We start from the raw sequence: 18,341 nt of genomic DNA, 5'->3' as shown, positions 1-18,341 counted from the left end.
AACTCTCCTATTCTTTCTATTTAAACAAGCTTATCAATCATTGTAATAATAAATATGATGAATTGTACAGTACTATGATAAAGATAGGAGGCTACTAAATTTTTCCCACTTTTCATATATACCATCACTGCACCTATTGAAATAATCATGTAAGGGATGGCTTCCAATATTGAAATTAAATCATATACTTGAACAATAGTTTCTATTAACACACTAACAATCATCATTACTAAAAGATTAAATTTTTTACCTAATTCATGAATCAACAGATGACGAAATAGTAACTCATCAATTAAGGGGCGTAATAATACTACTGAAATAAAAGTGAATATCAGCGCACTTGGATGAATAAACAATCCTTCTAAACGACGTTGTGCTTGTGTGTCTACATAGCCAAAAGGATGCGGTAATATGTGTGCCAATGCATTAAAACCATAATATAACATCACACTAACCATTACGATGATGATCATAAATTTCAAATACTGATGAATCGCAATACGATATTGTCGTCGTACAACATTCGCAATATAAAACTTATGTAATGTGAAAAATAATCCTAACACAATAAATTGAGCAATCACAAAACTTAAACTTAGCATCACATTATATAAATAAGATGGCGGTGGTTGTTGGGTAACCATAGCCGTTACACCTAATACGCCAAAAACAATAATAATAGGCGTTAAAATTTGGAAAAAGATAAATAAAGGAATGAGTAGAAAATCCTTTTTTATTATTTTAGGACTACTCCATCGATTTTTTGATACCACTTGTGTAATCACATCTTTTTCTTTTTTCATATATCACCTCAACTATCTACGCATATAGTACTTTATCATTTAAACACATTATTGTCATAAGGGATTCTAACTTTTCCCTTATTTGATATTTAAAGATAAATATTAAATCTATTTATTTTTATTTGTAAATAAAATTTTTTGATGTAAGATTTACAGTATAAAGGGAATTGAGGGGGGATGGGCATGACAACATTACTTACTGTCATGCAATTTATAGTTAATATTCTTATTATGATGGTGTTACTTTCTATATTAATGGTTGGATTATTTCTTTTATTCAAAGATAAAAGACAAGAACAACATAGTGTGTTACGTAACTTTCCTGTATTAGGCAGAGTACGTTACTTTTCAGAGAAAATAGGACCAGAATTACGTCAATATTTATTTGCAAATGATACCGAAGGAAAACCATTTTCAAGAAATCAATATACTGATATCGTTTTAGCAAGTAAATATCATTCAAGAATGACTAGTTTTGGTACAGAAAAAATCTATGAAGAAGGCTTTTATATTCGAAACGCTATGTTTCCATTACAAAAATCAGAACTTCAAATTGATAACCATTCAATGATTTCAACATTTATTTATTCAATCGATAATGAACGATTGTTTAAGCGTGAAGAGCATCGTGAGAACAAACACATCGATCCTTATTATTTATCAGATGATCATGCAGTTATTATAGGCGAAGAATTAGCACATCCCTTTAAAATTAAACGTTTAGTAGGCCAATCTGGTATGAGTTATGGCTCATTAGGTGGTCGCGCGATCACTGCATTATCTCAAGGACTTGCACGTGCTGGCACATGGATGAATACAGGGGAAGGTGGATTATCTGAATATCATCTTAAAGGTGGCTGCGATATTATCTATCAAATTGGACCAGGTTTATTCGGCGTGAGAGATAAAGACGGTGGTTTTAGTGAAGAAGCTTTCTTAAATGTGGCAAACTATAAAGAAGTTAAAGCATTTGAAATTAAGCTTGCACAAGGTGCTAAGACACGTGGTGGTCATATGGAGGGCAATAAAGTTACAGAAGAAATTGCTAAAATTCGTCATATTGAACCCTATCAGACCGTCAACTCGCCTAACCGTTTCGATTTCATTAATAATCCGAAAGAATTATTAGAATTTGTAGCTAAGTTGCAAAAGCTCGGTCAGAAACCTGTAGGCTTTAAAATTGTTGTAAGCAGAGTTGATGAAGTTGAAGCCCTTGTTCAAGAAATGATTAACCTAGCTATTTATCCAAACTTTATTACTGTTGATGGTGGTGAAGGTGGAACTGGCGCAACATTCCAAGAATTACAAGATGGTGTTGGTCTCCCACTTTTTACTGCCCTTCCAATCGTTACTGGTGTTTTAGAACGTTATGATGCACGCAAATATATGAAGATATTCGCATCTGGAAAACTTATTACACCTGATAAAGTAGCCATTGCACTTGGACTTGGTGCTGATTTATGTAATATTGCAAGAGGTATGATGATTAGCATTGGTTGCATTATGAGTCAACAATGTCATTTAAATACTTGCCCAGTTGGCGTCGCAACAACTGATCCTAAAAAAGAAAAAGCTTTAATTGTTGAAGAAAAGCAATATCGTGTCACAAACTATGTGACGAGTTTACATGAAGGATTATTTAATGTTGCGGCTGCAGTAGGTGTTAAAAGCCCAAACGAAATTACAGAAGATCATATTGTGATTAAAAGAAAAAATGGACATATTGAAGATATTGCAAGTTATAAATTAAAACTTATTCAATAGTCAACAAAAAAGTGAGACAATCCATCTAAGCCAATGGTTGTCTCACTTTTATATTATTCTTCATTCATATTGCTTTTTTTCTGGAATCCAATTTTTTTAAGTTCTTTGACCGTACCATCCATTGTTACTTTTTTATAGTTTTTAGAATAATGTGCTAATGCAAAGTAACGACTAACGTCTTTTAAATTTGCTTTGTTATAATCAATATCTATATTTTCAACTATTTTTTGATGCTTACTACTTAGCGTATATGTTACACCCTTTTTTCCTTTTAATGAACGATAATCTTTAAAAGATGTTTTACCTTCTTGTTTAGACATTCCGAGATCCTCATATTTTAACGTACTGACAGTTGATTGTTTAATCACTTTATTATTTTTATAAGTTAATGTTGTAAGAACATGCTTACCATTAATATCACCTTCGTATGTTTTTGAACGTGATTGATTACAAGCTCCTAATATACTCACACTTAACACTAACAACCCAAATAATGTTAAGACTTTTTTCATCATACTCATCTACTTCCCCATATTTAATTTTACACAAATTATATCACTTACTAACTATGAATAGGATACATTTAATTTACATAGATATGATAAACTATTTTTCATAAAATTCATTTTATCCATGCTACAATATACTTAACGACGTTTTTAGGAGGACTCATTGTATGAAAGAATCTATCGAATTACTAAAAACATTAACAGATGTTAATGGTATCGCTGGTTATGAATACCACGTTAAAGAAAAAATGCGAGACTATTTAACACCGATTAGTGATGAGATTATCGAAGATGGTTTGGGTGGTATCTTTGGTAAAAAGGAAAGTAAAACGGGATCTAAATCATTAATGTTAGCTGGTCATTTAGATGAAATTGGATTCATCGTCACTAAAATTGACAATAACGGGTTTATTAAATTCCAACCTATTGGCGGTTGGTGGAGTCAAGTGATGTTATCTCAAAAAGTAACCATCACGACTGACGATGGTAAAGAGATACGAGGTATCATTGGTTCTAAACCTCCACATGTACTCGAACCAGATGCACGCAAAAAGTCTATCGATATTAAAGACATGTTTATTGATATTGGTGTTAGAAGTAAAGCAGATGCTGAACAATACGGTATTGAAATTGGAAATATGATTACACCTTATAGTGAGTTTGAACAACTTGCAAATGGTAAATATTTAACTGCCAAAGCATTTGATAATCGATACGGTTGTGCACTGGCTATTGACGTACTTAACAATCTTAAAGATGAATCGATTGGTATTAATTTATATGCAGGTGGTACTGTACAAGAAGAAGTTGGTTTACGTGGCGCTAAAGTCGCAGCAAATAAAATCAACCCCGATTTAGCTATCGCAGTCGACGTTGCGGTCGCATACGATACACCTGGAATGGCACAATATGGTAGTGATACAGCCATTGGTGACGGTCCAGTCATTATTTTAATGGATGCTTCAAATGTGGCACATCAAGGCTTACGTCAACATATTAAAGAAGTGGCAAAAAAACATTATATTACTGTTCAATGGGATACAACACCACGCGGTGGTACAGATGCTGGTAGTATCCATGTTGCTAACGATGGTATTCCAACAATTGCCATCGGTGTAGCATTACGCTATATGCACTCAAATGTATCTGTTCTCCATACAGATGATTATGAAAATTCAGTACGACTAATCACTGAAATTGTACGTTCTTTAAATGACCAAACGTACAATCAAATCAAATGGTAATTTGAATATTGAAATATTACATCTACTTATGTTAATATCACATTAACGAGTATTAACGTCATAACGATACGAACCCCTAGTCTATTGCCCTAGACTAGGGGTTCTTTGTGTATTGGATTATCTGCCGTCTTTTTTATTCTTATATTGTTCAAACCAATAATCAAACAATATATTGAGCCACCTATTTAATATAGGTGCGATAACGAGTACAAATATTAACGTCATAACTTCACCCCCTTTAAACGTACGACCGTCTAAAGGAAAGACGACATCAACATTATAACATTTTTATAAAATATGGTAATTTATCTAAATACATAAAAAACAAGAGACAGCTTCACATTGAAGCCATCTCTCACACTTAAACGCTAATATATCCATTATGATTTATTCTACAGAATGTTTCCATTTATCTTCACTTAACATTTCACCAGGCCAAGTGTATGCCATCACACCACCATCAATACGAATCGTTTCACCTGTAATAAATGAACTATCATCTGATGCTAGGAAAGCAACCAATTTACCTACTTCTTCAGGTTGTCCTAAACGACCAAGTGGAGTGACCCATTTCTGATTATCGCGGAATGTTTTACCCGCTTCATCTTCAGATGTACCAGCTAAATGATCTACAAGCGGTGTTTCAATGGTACCTGGTGCAATCGCGTTCGCACGAATATTTTCACGTCCATATTCAATCGCAATCGATTTAGTGAAATTAATGACGCCACCTTTAGCGGCATTATAACCAGAACGATACAAGTCTGCTGCTTGTCCTGAGAATGAAGCTGTATTAATGATTGAACCACCATTATCCAACATTAATGGTAATAAGAATTTCGTTACTAAGAACGTCCCTCTCATATCAACAGACATAATTTTATCAAATACTTCAACTGGATATTCATGAATACGTCCTGCCCCATTATCTACACCTGCATTGTTGAAGATAATGTCAATGTGACCATAGTCTTGTTTAACTTTCTCAGCAAAATCTTTCACTTGTTGATCTTGAGAGATATCAACTTTATAAGCTGTCGCTTTACCGCCTTCTTGATTAATATCATCTACAGTTTTTTCTAATTCATCTGAAATATCAAGTGCTAAGACATGTGCCCCTTCTTTAGCTAACACTTTTGCTGATGCTTGTCCAATACCTGTACTTGCACCTGTGATGACTGCAATTTTATCTTCTAAACGTTTCATCTTGTCACACTCCTAGTGAACTTGTTTTCTAATACAACCTTATTCTTCCACTAAACAGTTTAGATTAAACGTTATACTAAAAATGAAATCGTTTTACAATTGAATTCTTTTTTATATTCAAAGAAATGCAAATAGGATTCGTATCTTTTTCTATTTATAAAATTCATGTAAAATAAAACTATAATAGGAAGTATTGAAAGACTTAGGAGGCCATGATGGAAGAACGTATAGGATTAATAGATATTGGCTCAAATACGATTAGATTAGTTATCTTTAGATTTAGCAAAGATGCAGGATTAAATGAATTGCTCAACATTAAAACGCCTGCTCGCTTGAGTCAATACTTGACAAAAGAAAATAAAATGAGCCAAGAAGGCATTAACGTACTCATTGAAGCATTACGCAGTTTTAAATCTGTATCTGAAAAATTTAAAGTAAAAGCATTACATCCTATCGCAACAGCAGCGATTCGTCAATCTGAGAATAAGGATGACATTGTTAAAAGAGTGAAAGATGAACTTGATATTGAAATCTCAATTATTCCTGAAAAAGAAGAAGCATATTATGGTTACTATGCTATTACTCATACCACTGAAATTGAAAATGGCGTATCTGTAGACATCGGTGGCGGTTCAACGGAAGTTACTTTATTTAAGGATAAAGAACTATTTGAATCACATAGTTTTCCTTTCGGTGTAGTCACGTTAAAACATAAATTCTTTGATGGCAAAGACCACAATGATAAAGGTGCGATCAAAGATATGGAGAAATTTTTATCTCAACAATTTAGTACATTGGATTGGCTTAAAGATCAAGAAGTTGCCTTAGTCGGCGTTGGTGGTTCTGCACGTAATGTAGCACGTATTCATCAATCTGAACACACTTACCCTATAAGTGGCGTACACAATTATACAATGTCAGATAAAGATATTGATGAAGTGTACAACATGATACGTAAAAGTTCACGTGATGAATTAAATAACCTAGATGGATTAAGTCGCGATCGTGCAGATATTATTCTTCCTGCAGTATCAGTATTTAAGACACTTTATAAAAAAATAGATGCGAAGCAATTCACATTTTCAAGAAATGGCTTACGTGAAGGCTATATTATTAAACAAATTCGCTCACGCTATCCAGATGTATTTGACAAACATAATGTGCGTAAAGAAGCGATTTATTTCTTAGCACATGACTATCATATCGAAGAACATAGCTCACAAGGTCGTTTTAAATTAGCACAATCTTTATTAAAACAATTAATGAATTTAGGTGATTTAAAGATTAATGACACAGAGCAACGTCTATTTGAAGAAGCAACCTATATTTATTATTTAGGTAGATTTATTGATTCAGATTCAAGTTCTCCACATACGTATTATATTATCGCGAATTCAATGATTAATGGGTATACACATAAAGATCGCGTTAAACTCGCCCTTTTAGCAAGTTTTAAAAATAAATCTTTACTTAAGTTCTATTGTAAAGAAACGGATTGGTTTAGTAATAAGGAAATTGAAACCATTCAAGCATTAGGTGGCATTATTAAATTTGTGAATGCTTTAAATATTTCACAAACTAGCTTTGTTCAAGACGTGAGTTTAAAAGAAACGAAAAAAGGCAATGACGATTATGAACTGACCGTACATTATACTGAAGGCGAACCGATTGCTGAGAAATATCAAGCATTAAGACAGAAAAAGCATATTGAAAAGATTCTTAAAGGATCAGTATCCATTGTCTTTACAAAATCTTAAAATTTGTATGCTATATTATAGGTAGATAGTTCTGTCATAGACTATATAGTTTTACAAATAGAAAGATTGATAATCGAAGAAATGACGAGGTGTATTTTGAATATGCAAACTCAATTGGGAGACTATGATATTAGCTTGCCGAAATACTATAATAATCGCGAACTCAGTTGGTTAGATTTCAACTATCGTGTATTACAAGAAGCTTATGATAACAACAATCCACTATTAGAAAAATTAAATTTCGTATCTATCTTTAGTTCGAACTTAGATGAATTCTTTATGGTGCGTGTGGCTGGTTTAAAAGACCAAGTAAAAATGGGATTCGATAAACCTGAAAATAAAACACAAATGACACCACAAGAACAAGTAGATGCTATTCAAGAAAAAGCTAAAAAATATGTCAATATGCAATATGAACGCTATAACGAACTTATCGAAGAATTACGCAATTATGATATTGTTATGTGTAAACCAGAAAACTTATCTGACTCTATTTTAAGTAAGTTAGAAAGGGATTTTAAACTCACGATTTTACCAACGTTAACACCACTTGGTATAGATGCATACCACCCTTTCCCAAAACTAAATAATAAAAGTCTAAATATCTTCGTAGATATCGATACAGATGATGCCATTAACTCAGCTATTGTTCAAATTCCATCTCTTATCCCTAGATTCTTAACTTATAATGAAGGCTCAAAACAATATGTAGTCATGGTAGAAGATGTCATTACACACTTCATCAATCACTTATTTACAGGCTATGAAGTATTAAATACCTTTACATTTAGAATTACTAGAAATGCTGATTTAACGATTCATGAAGATGGCGCTGAAGACTTACTTATCGAAATCGAACGTTTCTTAAAAGAACGTAAAAGTGGTTCTGCTGTACGTTTAGAAGTCGACAATCGTACAGCCTCTATCGAAGATTTAGGATGGTTAACAGACACTTTAGAAGTGGATGAACAAGACGTTTACTTACTTAATGGACCTTTAGATTTAACATTTATCTTTGGCTTAGTTGATCATCTATCCCATAAATTAAAATACTTAACATATGATAAATATACACCACAAATTCCACGTTCATTAGGTAACAATAATGTGTATGATCTTGCATTAAAACGTGATGTCTTTTTCCATCACCCATACGAATCATTTGAGCCTATTGTAGACTTTATTCGTGAAGCAGCTGAAGATCCTAACACGATTGCGATTAAACAAACGCTTTATCGTGTAAGTAAAGATTCACCCATTATTAAAAGCTTAAAAGAAGCGGCTGAAAATGGTAAACAAGTGACTGTCCTTGTAGAATTAAAAGCGCGTTTCGACGAAGAAAATAACGTTCATTGGGCACGTATGTTAGAAGATGCAGGTTGTCATGTTATTTATGGTATGACTCATTTAAAAACGCATAGTAAAATTGCTCTAGTCGTTAAACGCATCGGTGGCAAATTAACTTCATTCGTACACTTAGGTACAGGTAACTATAACGATAAAACTGCAAAACTATACACAGATATGGGTGTGATTACGACAGATACATTAATTGCTGAAGATGCCATTAATTTCTTTAACTATTTAAGTGGTTACTCAGTTAAACCTGAATATAATAAATTAATTGTCGCACCATTTGATATTCGTGACGTCTTTATTGATCGTATTGATAAAGAAATTGCAAGTCATCGTCAACATGGTAACGGTAAAATTATGATGAAAATGAATTCCTTAACTGATAAGGCCATCATTGAAAAATTATTTGAAGCATCTCAAGCGGGTGTTACCATTCAACTTATTATTCGTGGTATCTGTTGCCTAAAACCAGGCATTCCAGGTGTCAGCGAAAATATTGAAGTTGTAAGTATTGTAGGTCGTCTATTAGAACACTCTCGTATTTATTACTTCTACAATAATGGTGACGAACGTATTTATTTATCATCTGCAGACGTCATGACACGTAACATGATTAAACGTGTTGAAATCTTATTCCCTGTAGAAGATAAAGAAATCGGTAAACGTCTTGTAGACTTTATGAATTTACAATTATCTGATAATCAAAAAGGACGTTATCAAGATCAGTATGGTGAGTATCATTACGTTCAAAATGATTTATCTCCATTAAATTCACAAGCTTACTTGATGAAAGAAGCAGTTAAGTATGGTAAAAAGCTAAAAAAGGAGGCAACCCAGCCTTCAGGAATGCCCGTCGTTTCTAAAAGAAGAGCTAGCTGGGTCAATCGTCTTCGAAACACATTAAAAAAATAATGTGACTATAAAATAGCCAAGTCGTGTCATTCATCAGCACGACTTGGCTTTTTAATTTATTTCTCAGGATGGTCATACCAGTGTTTTAAGAATGTATATAACACATCACTATAAGTTTGAAGTTCTTGTGCTTCTATCTTTTCATCTACACTATGAGCTTCTTCTAAACTACCTGGACCATATAAAATTGTTGGAATATCAAAATGAGCAGTCCAACCTCCATCTGTCACTGTGGTACTCATACCATGTTTCATTTCACTGTGATGAACGTGATAATGTGCATCTTGTAATTGTTTAAAGCCTGGATGTTCTAATGGAATCGTAAAACTTGGGAAAATTTCTCCTTTATCTTCTATCATTGATTCACCGCCCCATTCGAACTGTAACGGGTTCTCTCTCAACCAAATGTCTGCATCTGCAACACGATTTAAATACGCTTCTATCTCTTTTGTAACGTCTTCATAACTTTCATTCGGTAAATAATGAACCGTAATCCATAAACGACATTCATCAGCAATAAAAGCAGGATGGCGTCCCCCTTCAATCACTGCTGGATTAATCGTATTCGCACCTGGTGGCATACCAGGACTATGTTTCATCACTGCCCAGTGTTGTTCGAGTTCATTCAGTGCTTGAATGATTTTGGTCATTTTTTCAATTGCACTCGCACCAAATAAACCTCCACCTGCATGAATCGTTTGACTACGTGCGCCATCATGAATGGTATTCTTACTTTTAACCGTAATCCATCCTGTAATGACCCCACCTTGTCCAAGTGCCATATTTTCACTTGTATCTAATACTAATGCCAAATCTGCTTGAGGACCGATTTCACATGCGCGTTTCGTCCCCGCTTCACCCACTTCTTCTCCTACTACAGATTGCACGACAATATCTCCTTTAGGTCGTCGTCCTTCTTGATGTAACTTTTCAAGCACATAAAACAGCGAGGCCATACCGCCTTTCATATCACTCACACCACGACCATATAGCCATCCCTCTTTTTCAGTCAGTTGAAACGGTGGATATTGCCAATTAGAATCATCGTCCACATTCGCCACATCTACATGACCATTGAGAATTAATTTAGGTGCATCCTCATCTTCCCCTTTTAATGTTGCGACGATAACACTATCATTTTCATATAAATGTTCACGTTGAATATCAAAATTTAGTGTTTTTAATAAATGTTCAATGTCATCTTGTAAAGGATCCGTATTACGTCCAGGAGGACTCTCCGTATTATATTTAACTAATACATCTAACAATTCAAATAAACGTTGTTCCATCACTTTATCACTCTTTTAAGTTATATGATCTTTCAATATAAGTGTAACATTTCAACACTAATATTGAAGGGTAAAAAGGAGCGTTTCCTACCATAGGCAAGAAACGCTCTTATTCTCATTAGATTTAAACTGGACGAACGACGACTTCATTAACGTTTACATGTGCAGGTTGCGTCACTGCATAGATTACCGCATCAGCTATATTCTCAGGATCTAATTTCTTTCTATCACCAAAGTCATATCCTTCTGTCATAGGTGTATCTACCATTCCTGGTAAAATACTGGTTGATTTAATACCCGTTCGCGCAAGCTCTTTTTCTAAAGCTTCTACAATACGTAATACAGCAGATTTCGTTGCACTGTATAATGCACTCGTCTTATTAACTTCAAAGCCTGAAATAGATGCCATATTGACAATATGACCACTAGATTGTTCTTCAAAATGAGGAAGTACGGCATTCAGACCATATAACAATCCTTTAATATTCGTATCAACCATTTTATCCCAATCGTCTACTTTGTAATCTGTAATTTTAGAAGATAAGTTAATGCCTGCACAATTGACAAAGATATCAACTTTTCCAAATTTAGCAATCGCATTTTCTACAAGAGCATCAACGTCATCACGATACATCACATTGGTTGACGTAATAAGGTAGTCTCCTTCATTCAAATGTTCTGCAACACGTTGTAACTTCTCATCACTACGACCAGCTAGCACAACTTTAGCACCTTCTTCAGCAAGTCGTTTGGCTGTTGCTTCACCAATGCCACTACTCGCACCTGTAATCATCGCAACTGTATCTGTTAATTTAGCCATATTCATCATCCTTTATTGTTATTTATTCATTCCATTTCCATAATTCTTTATACATAAACGTCTGTATCAATTTAAAGTCTTAAATATAGATTGTAATTTAAAATTAAACGTAATAAAGTGAAGATATATATTATTTTAAATAAAGGGGAATAGAAGATGTCTGTGATTGCGAAAGATTTTAGTCCATTAGTTCAAGCATTACGTCAAAAAGTAGGTCGCACAAGTTTTTCATTTCGTTTCGAAGATTTATTTACTAAAGAAGAGTGGTTAAACATGAGTGTCAAAGAACGAACACGCCAAGAAAGAGAATTCATTGCACGAATAGATCACATTCCAAATATTCGAATGCCTTTTGCTAGTGAAGATGGCTATAAGTTCAAATTGTATAATCAAGAGTACCAATATAATGAAGTGAAAAAGAACTTTAAATCTTTATAATAAAAATACCCGCATCAAGGGAAGTGAGATGCGGGTTTTAACACATTATCTAAAAATGATTGGGGGTATATTTAGGATATGCCCTCGACTGCTCACCAACGAGGGCATGATAAGATACGTTCTTGAATGGTATAGGAGGTCATTCAATTTTGTATTTTAATTTGTAACTAGTGTTTTACGTTCGAGACCATAGAAATATAAACGTTCTGCGTCTAAATAAGACATTGAATCAATTGTCATATATCCATCTTTTATATCACTAATTAATCCTTGGTTTACGCCTGTTTTTAAATAAATATCGTAGCTGCCTTCTTCAGAAAAAATAACGCCTTCTATTACTTTTCTCAATTAGTATCACTCCAATTACTTATTCCTTACAATTCTTATCATACACGCTTTTTTTTATTTTAAAAGGGGTATGTGATAGTTTTCACAAATAGTTCAATAATTTGAAAATTTGTTTGTTCATTCTTTCACATGTAAGTTGAATTTAAATGCTAAGTATGTTAAGAGATTAAAAAATTATTCATTAAGCTTCCTAATTAAAAAACACCTAAATACTTAAATAATCACATTATTTTATATTCTAATTACATATACATTGTTATAATATATATTGTATAAAATATTTATGGAGGTAATTAAATGGGTATAATTAATTCAAGTTTTTACAATATTTCTACTTTTCTTTCACAGCACAAATACTTTATTCCAGAATATCAAAGAGGCTATTCATGGGAAGAAGAGCAATTAACAGATTTTTGGCAAGATTTACTTCAATTAATTAAAGATAATGATTTAGCAAATCATTTTTTAGGTCAAGTTGTCGTTCATTATGACAGAGATCAAAAAAATGGTTTATTATAGATGGTCAGCAAAGAACAAGCACATCTGTAATTTTCTTAGATGTGTTACGCTCCATATTATTTGAAATTTCTGATGATTATAATATTGAAGAAGCTAATGATGATGCTAGCGATATTACTACTTCACTAATAGGAAGATTTACTGAAAAAAACAAGCTCAAAAATTAGTACTAGGTGACGTTGATAGAAAAATATTTGAAAATATTATCTAGAAAAAGTCTCATAAAAACATTGAAGAAATAAATGAAAAAAATTTAAAACCTTCCGAATTATTAATTTTAAAAGCAAGAAAGTATTTCACGCAACAAATTTCTAATTATATAAATTCCTCAAAGTCTCCTGAAGAAAAATACGAATTATTAAATGAATTATATGAAACTTTTACAAAATCTTTTCAAGTTATGTACATAGAAACTGATGAAATCAATGAAGCTTTTATTATTTTTGAAACATTAAATGCTAGAGGAAAAGAGTTGGAAACTTCTGATTTACTAAAAAATCATATTTTTAGACATTCAAATCATAAACTAAATCTTGTGAAAAAAGACTGGGATCGTACTATTGAAAACTTGAATAACGTTGATCCGACAAAATTTATAAGACATTATTGGAATTCTAAATATGAATTCACAAGAGAAAAAGATCTTTATAAGAAAATAAAAAGACATGTTGATACTCCTAAAAAGGTAGAAAATTTAACCAATGATTTATTAAGTTTATCAGAATTATATACATCATTAAACTCACCAGACGATAATACTTATTATCAAAATTCAGAATTAAATGAAAGAATTAATGAGATAAACAATCTCGGTGCTAGTTCATTTTTCCCAATAATTCTAGCCTTAGAGTCAGAACACTATAGCGAAGATGATATAAATAAAGTGTTAAGTAAAATAGAGAGCTTAATAGTTAGAAATTTTATAGTTTCAGGAAAGGTTGCTAATAAATATGAGATTGAGTTTTCCAAGATAGCCTTTGATATTTCACAACAGCAATACCACAGTTGTAAAGATATACTAACTGATTTAAACAAAAATATAATTAATGATGAAGAATTCGTAAATAATTTTAAAACATTTACTACTAAAAAAACAAAAGTTATAAGATACTTATTAAGAAAAATCAATAATTATTCAAATAAAGAAACACTTATAAGGAATGAAAACAATAATATTCACATTGAGCATATTATGCCAAAAAAAATTGATAAATGGGATGTACCTGAAGATATACATGATGAATATTTATGGCGACTAGGAAATTTAACATTACTTGGTCAAGAATATAATAAGAAAGCTACTAACAGTACTTTTGATAAAAAGTGTATTATTTATCAAAATAGTAATATTCCTATGACTAAAGATCTAGTCAATTATAAAACTTGGACTGAGAAAGATATTTCGGATAGACAAGAGAAATTTTCTAACTTAGCCTTAAAAATATGGAATAAAATATTGTAATTGAAAAGTAAAATAAAAGGCTAGACATAATTCCTAGCAAAATAGCCAGTAAATGAGTTTATTATCAATTCATTTACTGGCTTCTTTATTTACAATACTACGTATTGTTGGCTCGCTTTCTTAGGGGACAGCTTCAGCCTGTAGTCTTCAGCTTGTCCTGTTCCCTCAACAGTCTCGCCAAAATACTTTGCATTTATATGTAATTTTACATTGAAATACTTAAAAAATAAGGCACTTTCGTATAATTTAATACATATCATTAAACTAAATTAACGAGGTACCTTATGTATAAAGATATAATATGACTCAACTTACTCTACCAATGGAAACTTCAGTTCTTATCCCCACAAATGATATTTCACGACATGTAAATGACAATGATATTGTAGAAACCATTCCTAAGATTGAATTCGATGAATTCAGACATCATCGTGGTGCAACATCATAACATCCAAAAATGATGTTAAAAGTCATTCTATATGCCTACACACTTAAATTAATTTACTAAATATCTATAAATATCATCTCTAATTGGAGTTTTCATTACAAAATTCATGGTCACAATCTTATCTTCCGTGACATTAGTTGTCTCATTTGCGCTACCTTTCACATACTCAGCTTCTCCTAAATAATAATGCTGCGAGCCTTCAGAGTCATTTTTCTTAACAAAAATATATATTGTCTTTCCGTCCTCTTTATGATTAATAATTTGCTTTATTTCTTTATTCTTTAATGATACATTTTTTCTTGAAACCCAAGCAAACTCTTCTTGATTTAAGAAATGATCTTCATATTTTATACTATCATCTATATCTTCTGACTTATGATAAGTAATAAATAATGGTATGTGTTCATCCAAAATTCTATAGCCATATATATTATTTGCCATATTTTTCTCATGATTTCTCCAATTTACTAATTTAAGAAAATCTAAGCGTGTATATTGATTATATAAGATTAAATCATTTCCAGAATCTTGAATTTTTTTATTATAATATTTTGCTATGGCTAGAATATCCAAAACAAATGCTTGATAATCTTCATCTTTAAGATACTTAGAAAAAGTTTTACTTAGTCTTTTTGTCTTAATATCTATAATTGGACTACCATATCTTTCATTTTCATTTTTTCCAAAATAGTTTAAAGATAGAATATTTAAAGAAGTTTCCAAGTCATCTTTAGGTATTGATGCATAATTATTTTCACTTATTATACTTTCTAAAATTTTATAATCAGCTTGTTTTAATCCGGGTAGTAACTCTTTTGATAAAAAAGTTAGATTTTTAACAGCATCTTTATTAAAATCTTTTTCAATATAATTATATTTTTTCAGAAATAAATAATAATTGTTAAACTTAGAGATAATCACTTTGGGATCAATAGAATTTTGAGTAATGAAATCCATAAGCATAGGTGTTCTACCTATTCTTTCTTTTACACTTTCAAATGCTTCTTTTATTATTTTAGTACTATTTAAATTAGCATGATCAATTGATTTAAAAATTTTCTTTTTAGCTATTTCCTCAAAGTTAATAGTTGACACACCACTTAATTTATTAGGTTCAGTCAGAAATTTTCGATAGTCGTCTTTGTTATGAGATTGATTATCTGATAAAGCAATAGGAATTAAATAATTATTTTCATAATTTCCAATAAAGTCGATAATCGTTACAAACTCTTTTTCTGAACTTTTTCTTAAGCCCCTTCCAAGTTGTTGAGTAAATATAATGCTAGATTGAGTACTTCTTAGCATTACTATTTGATTAACTTCTGGAATGTCTATTCCTTCATTAAATAAATTAACAGTGACAATATAATTGATTTTTCCATTAACCAATTCATTTATTACTTTTGTTCTCTTATTCTGAGTATCTGGGCCTATTAAAGCTTTACTCGGAATATTATTAAGCGATAATTTTTCAGCTATTTCAGTCGCTTCTTCTTTTCGACTTACAAAAATAAGTCCTTTTAACTGACTACCTGAGTATCCATAATAATTTGTTTTTTCAATAATATGTTTTATTCTTTCCTCTGAAGTTAAATCTTTTAATTCAGTATAATCATCACTTGTTACACCATTATGAATGTAATCAGTTACTCCAAAATAATGAAAAGGACATAAAATATCGCTCTCTAAAGCTTTAGGTAGCCTAATTTCATAAGCAATGTTATTATCAAATAACTCAAAAATATTTCCTTCATCGGTTCTTTCAGGTGTAGCAGTCATTCCAAGCATAAAATTAGGTTGGAAATAATTCATTATAATCTGATAGGTCGATGCATCTGTTCTATGAGCTTCATCAAAAACAATATAATCAAATTCTTTTTTATCAAAAACTTCATAATTATTATTGTTAGACAATGTTTGAATTGTTGCAAAAAGATATTTTGCTTCGATATCTTTATGTTTACCAGTATAAAAGCCAAAATCCGTTTCTTGATTAAAAGGAAGAACTTTTTTAAATTCTTTCATTGCCTTTTTCAAAATACCTTCATTATGAACAATAAATAAAAATTTTTGAGGATTATAGTTTCTAACATCTAAGGCACATAAAATCGTTTTACCTGTTCCAGTTGCAGAAATTACTAATCCTTTATTCTCTCCAGAATTTCTAAGATTTTTTAAAGACATTAATGCTTCTTCTTGCATAATGTTAGGTTGGATTTCATTAGATTTTTTAAATCGGTTAACCAAATGATTTTGTTCTCTATTTATTTTTAAAAAATCTTTATATAATTTAGACTCAAATATTTCTTCGTAATCATTAATCCATTGAGAATTTAGACTTATACTATTTTCCCAAAGCACTTCAAATTGATTTTTTAAATTATAAATTAACTCTCCGTTTTTATGAGTAGATAATAAAATATTATGTTCATAATTTATTTTCATAGCAGTCGATGTTAAATTGGAACTTCCTATAATCATTGAAGAATAATCTTTATGATCAAATATGTATCCTTTAGCGTGAAAGCCTTCTACATCAGTTAATCGAACTTCTATATTTTCTAGTTTTAATAATTCTCTATACATTTTGGGTGTATTAAAACCTAAATAATTAGAAGTGATTAACTTACCTTTAATCCCTTTATGATTTAAATCATTGAATATAGTTTTTAAACTTGCTAAACCACTTTCTGTTATAAATGCTACAGATATAAAAAAAGAACAACATTTTTCTAATTCATTAATAATAGAAGTAAGCACGTTTTGATTATTATTGTTTACAAGTAACTTAGGAGTTAAATTACTTTCATTTGTCAGATTTTTATCAATAAATCCTTTTTTTAAGGATTGTTTTAGATTTAATATTAGTTTGTCTTCCATTAATTTTTACCTTTAACAATTATTTCTACAGTTGGAATATCAGCAGGCGCCCAATCCAATTCAGTAAGTTCATCGGGTTCTAACCATTTTATTTCTTTATGTTCTGTTAAAGTTGGCATTTCATTATTTAATGTACATTTATAAGTTGTAAGGTTAACGATCCCAAAATCGTATTCATATTCAGCTGCTATTATTTTACTTTCTACAGTTAAATCGCATTTCATTTCTTCATTTATTTCTCTAATTAAAGCTTCTTCTTCTGTTTCTCCCTTTTCTATTTTTCCACCTGGAAATTCCCATTTTAGAGGTAAACTCATATTTTCATTACGTTGTGCACATAGGATTTTATTTTCCGAATAAATAACTGCACCAACAACGTTAATATTTTTTTTCATAAATAACACCTCTGTTTTAGTTTATTTATTATAATTTTATCAAACTTCGCTTTTTCATCAATAACATACTAGGATTGAATTTCTTTAAAAATAAAACATCACTTATCCAAGAAAATTTTAATTCTCCCGAAAAGTGATATTATTAGTCAAAATATTGCTATTGCAATATCTATGATATTCAAATTTTATAT

16 protein-coding genes are annotated in these 18,341 nt (G+C 31.2%); 8 read left to right on the top strand and 8 right to left on the bottom strand.

The annotated features are described in order from the left end of the window. Positions 1–20: 20 nt before the first annotated feature. Positions 21–803: a CPBP family lipoprotein N-acylation protein LnsB gene (gene lnsB, locus HMPREF2881_RS03610; protein WP_002488738.1), complete on the bottom strand. Its 783-nt coding sequence runs from the start codon at positions 801–803 to the stop codon at positions 21–23. Positions 804–986: 183 nt separating this feature from the next. Here lnsB and HMPREF2881_RS03605 point away from each other — a divergent pair, with 183 nt between their 5' ends. Next, positions 987–2,567, top strand: coding sequence for an FMN-binding glutamate synthase family protein (locus HMPREF2881_RS03605; RefSeq protein ID WP_002488773.1), 1,581 nt, complete (start codon positions 987–989; stop codon positions 2,565–2,567). 53 nt (positions 2,568–2,620) lie between these two features. Here the strand turns inward: HMPREF2881_RS03605 and HMPREF2881_RS03600 are convergent, their stop codons facing one another. Next, positions 2,621–3,082, bottom strand: coding sequence for a DUF1307 domain-containing protein (locus tag HMPREF2881_RS03600; RefSeq protein WP_083310072.1), 462 nt, complete (start codon positions 3,080–3,082; stop codon positions 2,621–2,623). Between the two features lie 161 nt (positions 3,083–3,243). Between HMPREF2881_RS03600 and HMPREF2881_RS03595 the strand changes: the two genes are divergently transcribed. After that, positions 3,244–4,320, top strand: a complete 1,077-nt coding sequence (locus tag HMPREF2881_RS03595; protein ID WP_002488779.1) for a M42 family metallopeptidase — start codon at positions 3,244–3,246, stop codon at positions 4,318–4,320. Positions 4,321–4,707: 387 nt separating this feature from the next. Here the strand turns inward: HMPREF2881_RS03595 and HMPREF2881_RS03590 are convergent, their stop codons facing one another. Continuing rightward, a complete protein-coding gene (locus tag HMPREF2881_RS03590; protein WP_002448573.1) occupies positions 4,708–5,526 on the bottom strand; it encodes an SDR family oxidoreductase in 819 nt (272 codons plus the stop codon). 215 nt (positions 5,527–5,741) lie between these two features. Between HMPREF2881_RS03590 and ppx the strand changes: the two genes are divergently transcribed. Both ppx and HMPREF2881_RS03580 read left to right on the top strand, forming a co-directional pair. Next, positions 5,742–7,283, top strand: coding sequence for an exopolyphosphatase (gene ppx / locus HMPREF2881_RS03585; protein WP_002488764.1), 1,542 nt, complete (start codon positions 5,742–5,744; stop codon positions 7,281–7,283). Between the two features lie 102 nt (positions 7,284–7,385). Further along, positions 7,386–9,551: an RNA degradosome polyphosphate kinase gene (locus tag HMPREF2881_RS03580; protein ID WP_002488821.1), complete on the top strand. Its 2,166-nt coding sequence runs from the start codon at positions 7,386–7,388 to the stop codon at positions 9,549–9,551. A 56-nt stretch (positions 9,552–9,607) separates the two neighbouring features. Here HMPREF2881_RS03580 and HMPREF2881_RS03575 read toward each other — a convergent pair whose 3' ends face one another. Then, on the bottom strand, positions 9,608–10,840 hold the full coding sequence (locus tag HMPREF2881_RS03575; protein WP_002488751.1) for an acetylornithine deacetylase: 1,233 nt from the start codon (positions 10,838–10,840) through the stop codon (positions 9,608–9,610). Positions 10,841–10,964: 124 nt separating this feature from the next. Continuing rightward, positions 10,965–11,660, bottom strand: a complete 696-nt coding sequence (locus HMPREF2881_RS03570) for an SDR family oxidoreductase (protein ID WP_002488755.1) — start codon at positions 11,658–11,660, stop codon at positions 10,965–10,967. A 156-nt stretch (positions 11,661–11,816) separates the two neighbouring features. On the opposite strand from HMPREF2881_RS03570, the gene HMPREF2881_RS03565 reads away from it, so the two are divergent. Beyond that, on the top strand, positions 11,817–12,098 hold the full coding sequence (locus tag HMPREF2881_RS03565) for a DUF1413 domain-containing protein (protein ID WP_002488818.1): 282 nt from the start codon (positions 11,817–11,819) through the stop codon (positions 12,096–12,098). A gap of 156 nt (positions 12,099–12,254) precedes the next feature. Here HMPREF2881_RS03565 and HMPREF2881_RS03560 read toward each other — a convergent pair whose 3' ends face one another. Continuing rightward, positions 12,255–12,446, bottom strand: a complete 192-nt coding sequence (locus HMPREF2881_RS03560) for a hypothetical protein (RefSeq protein WP_002448449.1) — start codon at positions 12,444–12,446, stop codon at positions 12,255–12,257. A gap of 297 nt (positions 12,447–12,743) precedes the next feature. On the opposite strand from HMPREF2881_RS03560, the gene HMPREF2881_RS11455 reads away from it, so the two are divergent. The 3 genes from HMPREF2881_RS11455 to HMPREF2881_RS11785 all read left to right on the top strand — a co-directional run bounded on the left by HMPREF2881_RS11455 (position 12,744) and on the right by HMPREF2881_RS11785 (position 14,875). Then, a complete protein-coding gene (locus HMPREF2881_RS11455; RefSeq protein ID WP_002488745.1) occupies positions 12,744–12,965 on the top strand; it encodes a GmrSD restriction endonuclease domain-containing protein in 222 nt (73 codons plus the stop codon). Positions 12,966–13,194: 229 nt separating this feature from the next. Continuing rightward, positions 13,195–14,427, top strand: coding sequence for a DUF262 domain-containing protein (locus tag HMPREF2881_RS11450; protein WP_227969146.1), 1,233 nt, complete (start codon positions 13,195–13,197; stop codon positions 14,425–14,427). 301 nt (positions 14,428–14,728) lie between these two features. Further along, positions 14,729–14,875 carry a hypothetical protein gene (locus HMPREF2881_RS11785; protein WP_002488806.1) on the top strand — a complete coding sequence of 49 codons (147 nt, stop codon included), beginning with the start codon at positions 14,729–14,731 and terminating at the stop codon, positions 14,873–14,875. Between the two features lie 48 nt (positions 14,876–14,923). Here HMPREF2881_RS11785 and HMPREF2881_RS03550 read toward each other — a convergent pair whose 3' ends face one another. After that, the gene (locus HMPREF2881_RS03550; protein WP_070653655.1) at positions 14,924–17,755 is read right to left on the bottom strand and encodes a DEAD/DEAH box helicase; all 2,832 of its coding nucleotides are present in this window, start codon (positions 17,753–17,755) and stop codon (positions 14,924–14,926) included. Further along, complete coding sequence (locus tag HMPREF2881_RS03545) at positions 17,755–18,150, bottom strand: (deoxy)nucleoside triphosphate pyrophosphohydrolase (protein ID WP_002488794.1); 396 nt, start codon at positions 18,148–18,150, stop codon at positions 17,755–17,757. The genes HMPREF2881_RS03550 and HMPREF2881_RS03545 overlap by 1 nt, the downstream gene beginning before the upstream one ends. Between the last annotated feature and the right edge of the window lie 191 nt (positions 18,151–18,341).

Source organism: Staphylococcus sp. HMSC057A08, from assembly GCF_001812925.1.
Lineage (GTDB): Bacteria > Bacillota > Bacilli > Staphylococcales > Staphylococcaceae > Staphylococcus > Staphylococcus hominis.
The sequence above is the reverse complement of the archived record's forward strand: the minus strand, read 5'-3'. Positions and strand labels throughout refer to the sequence as shown.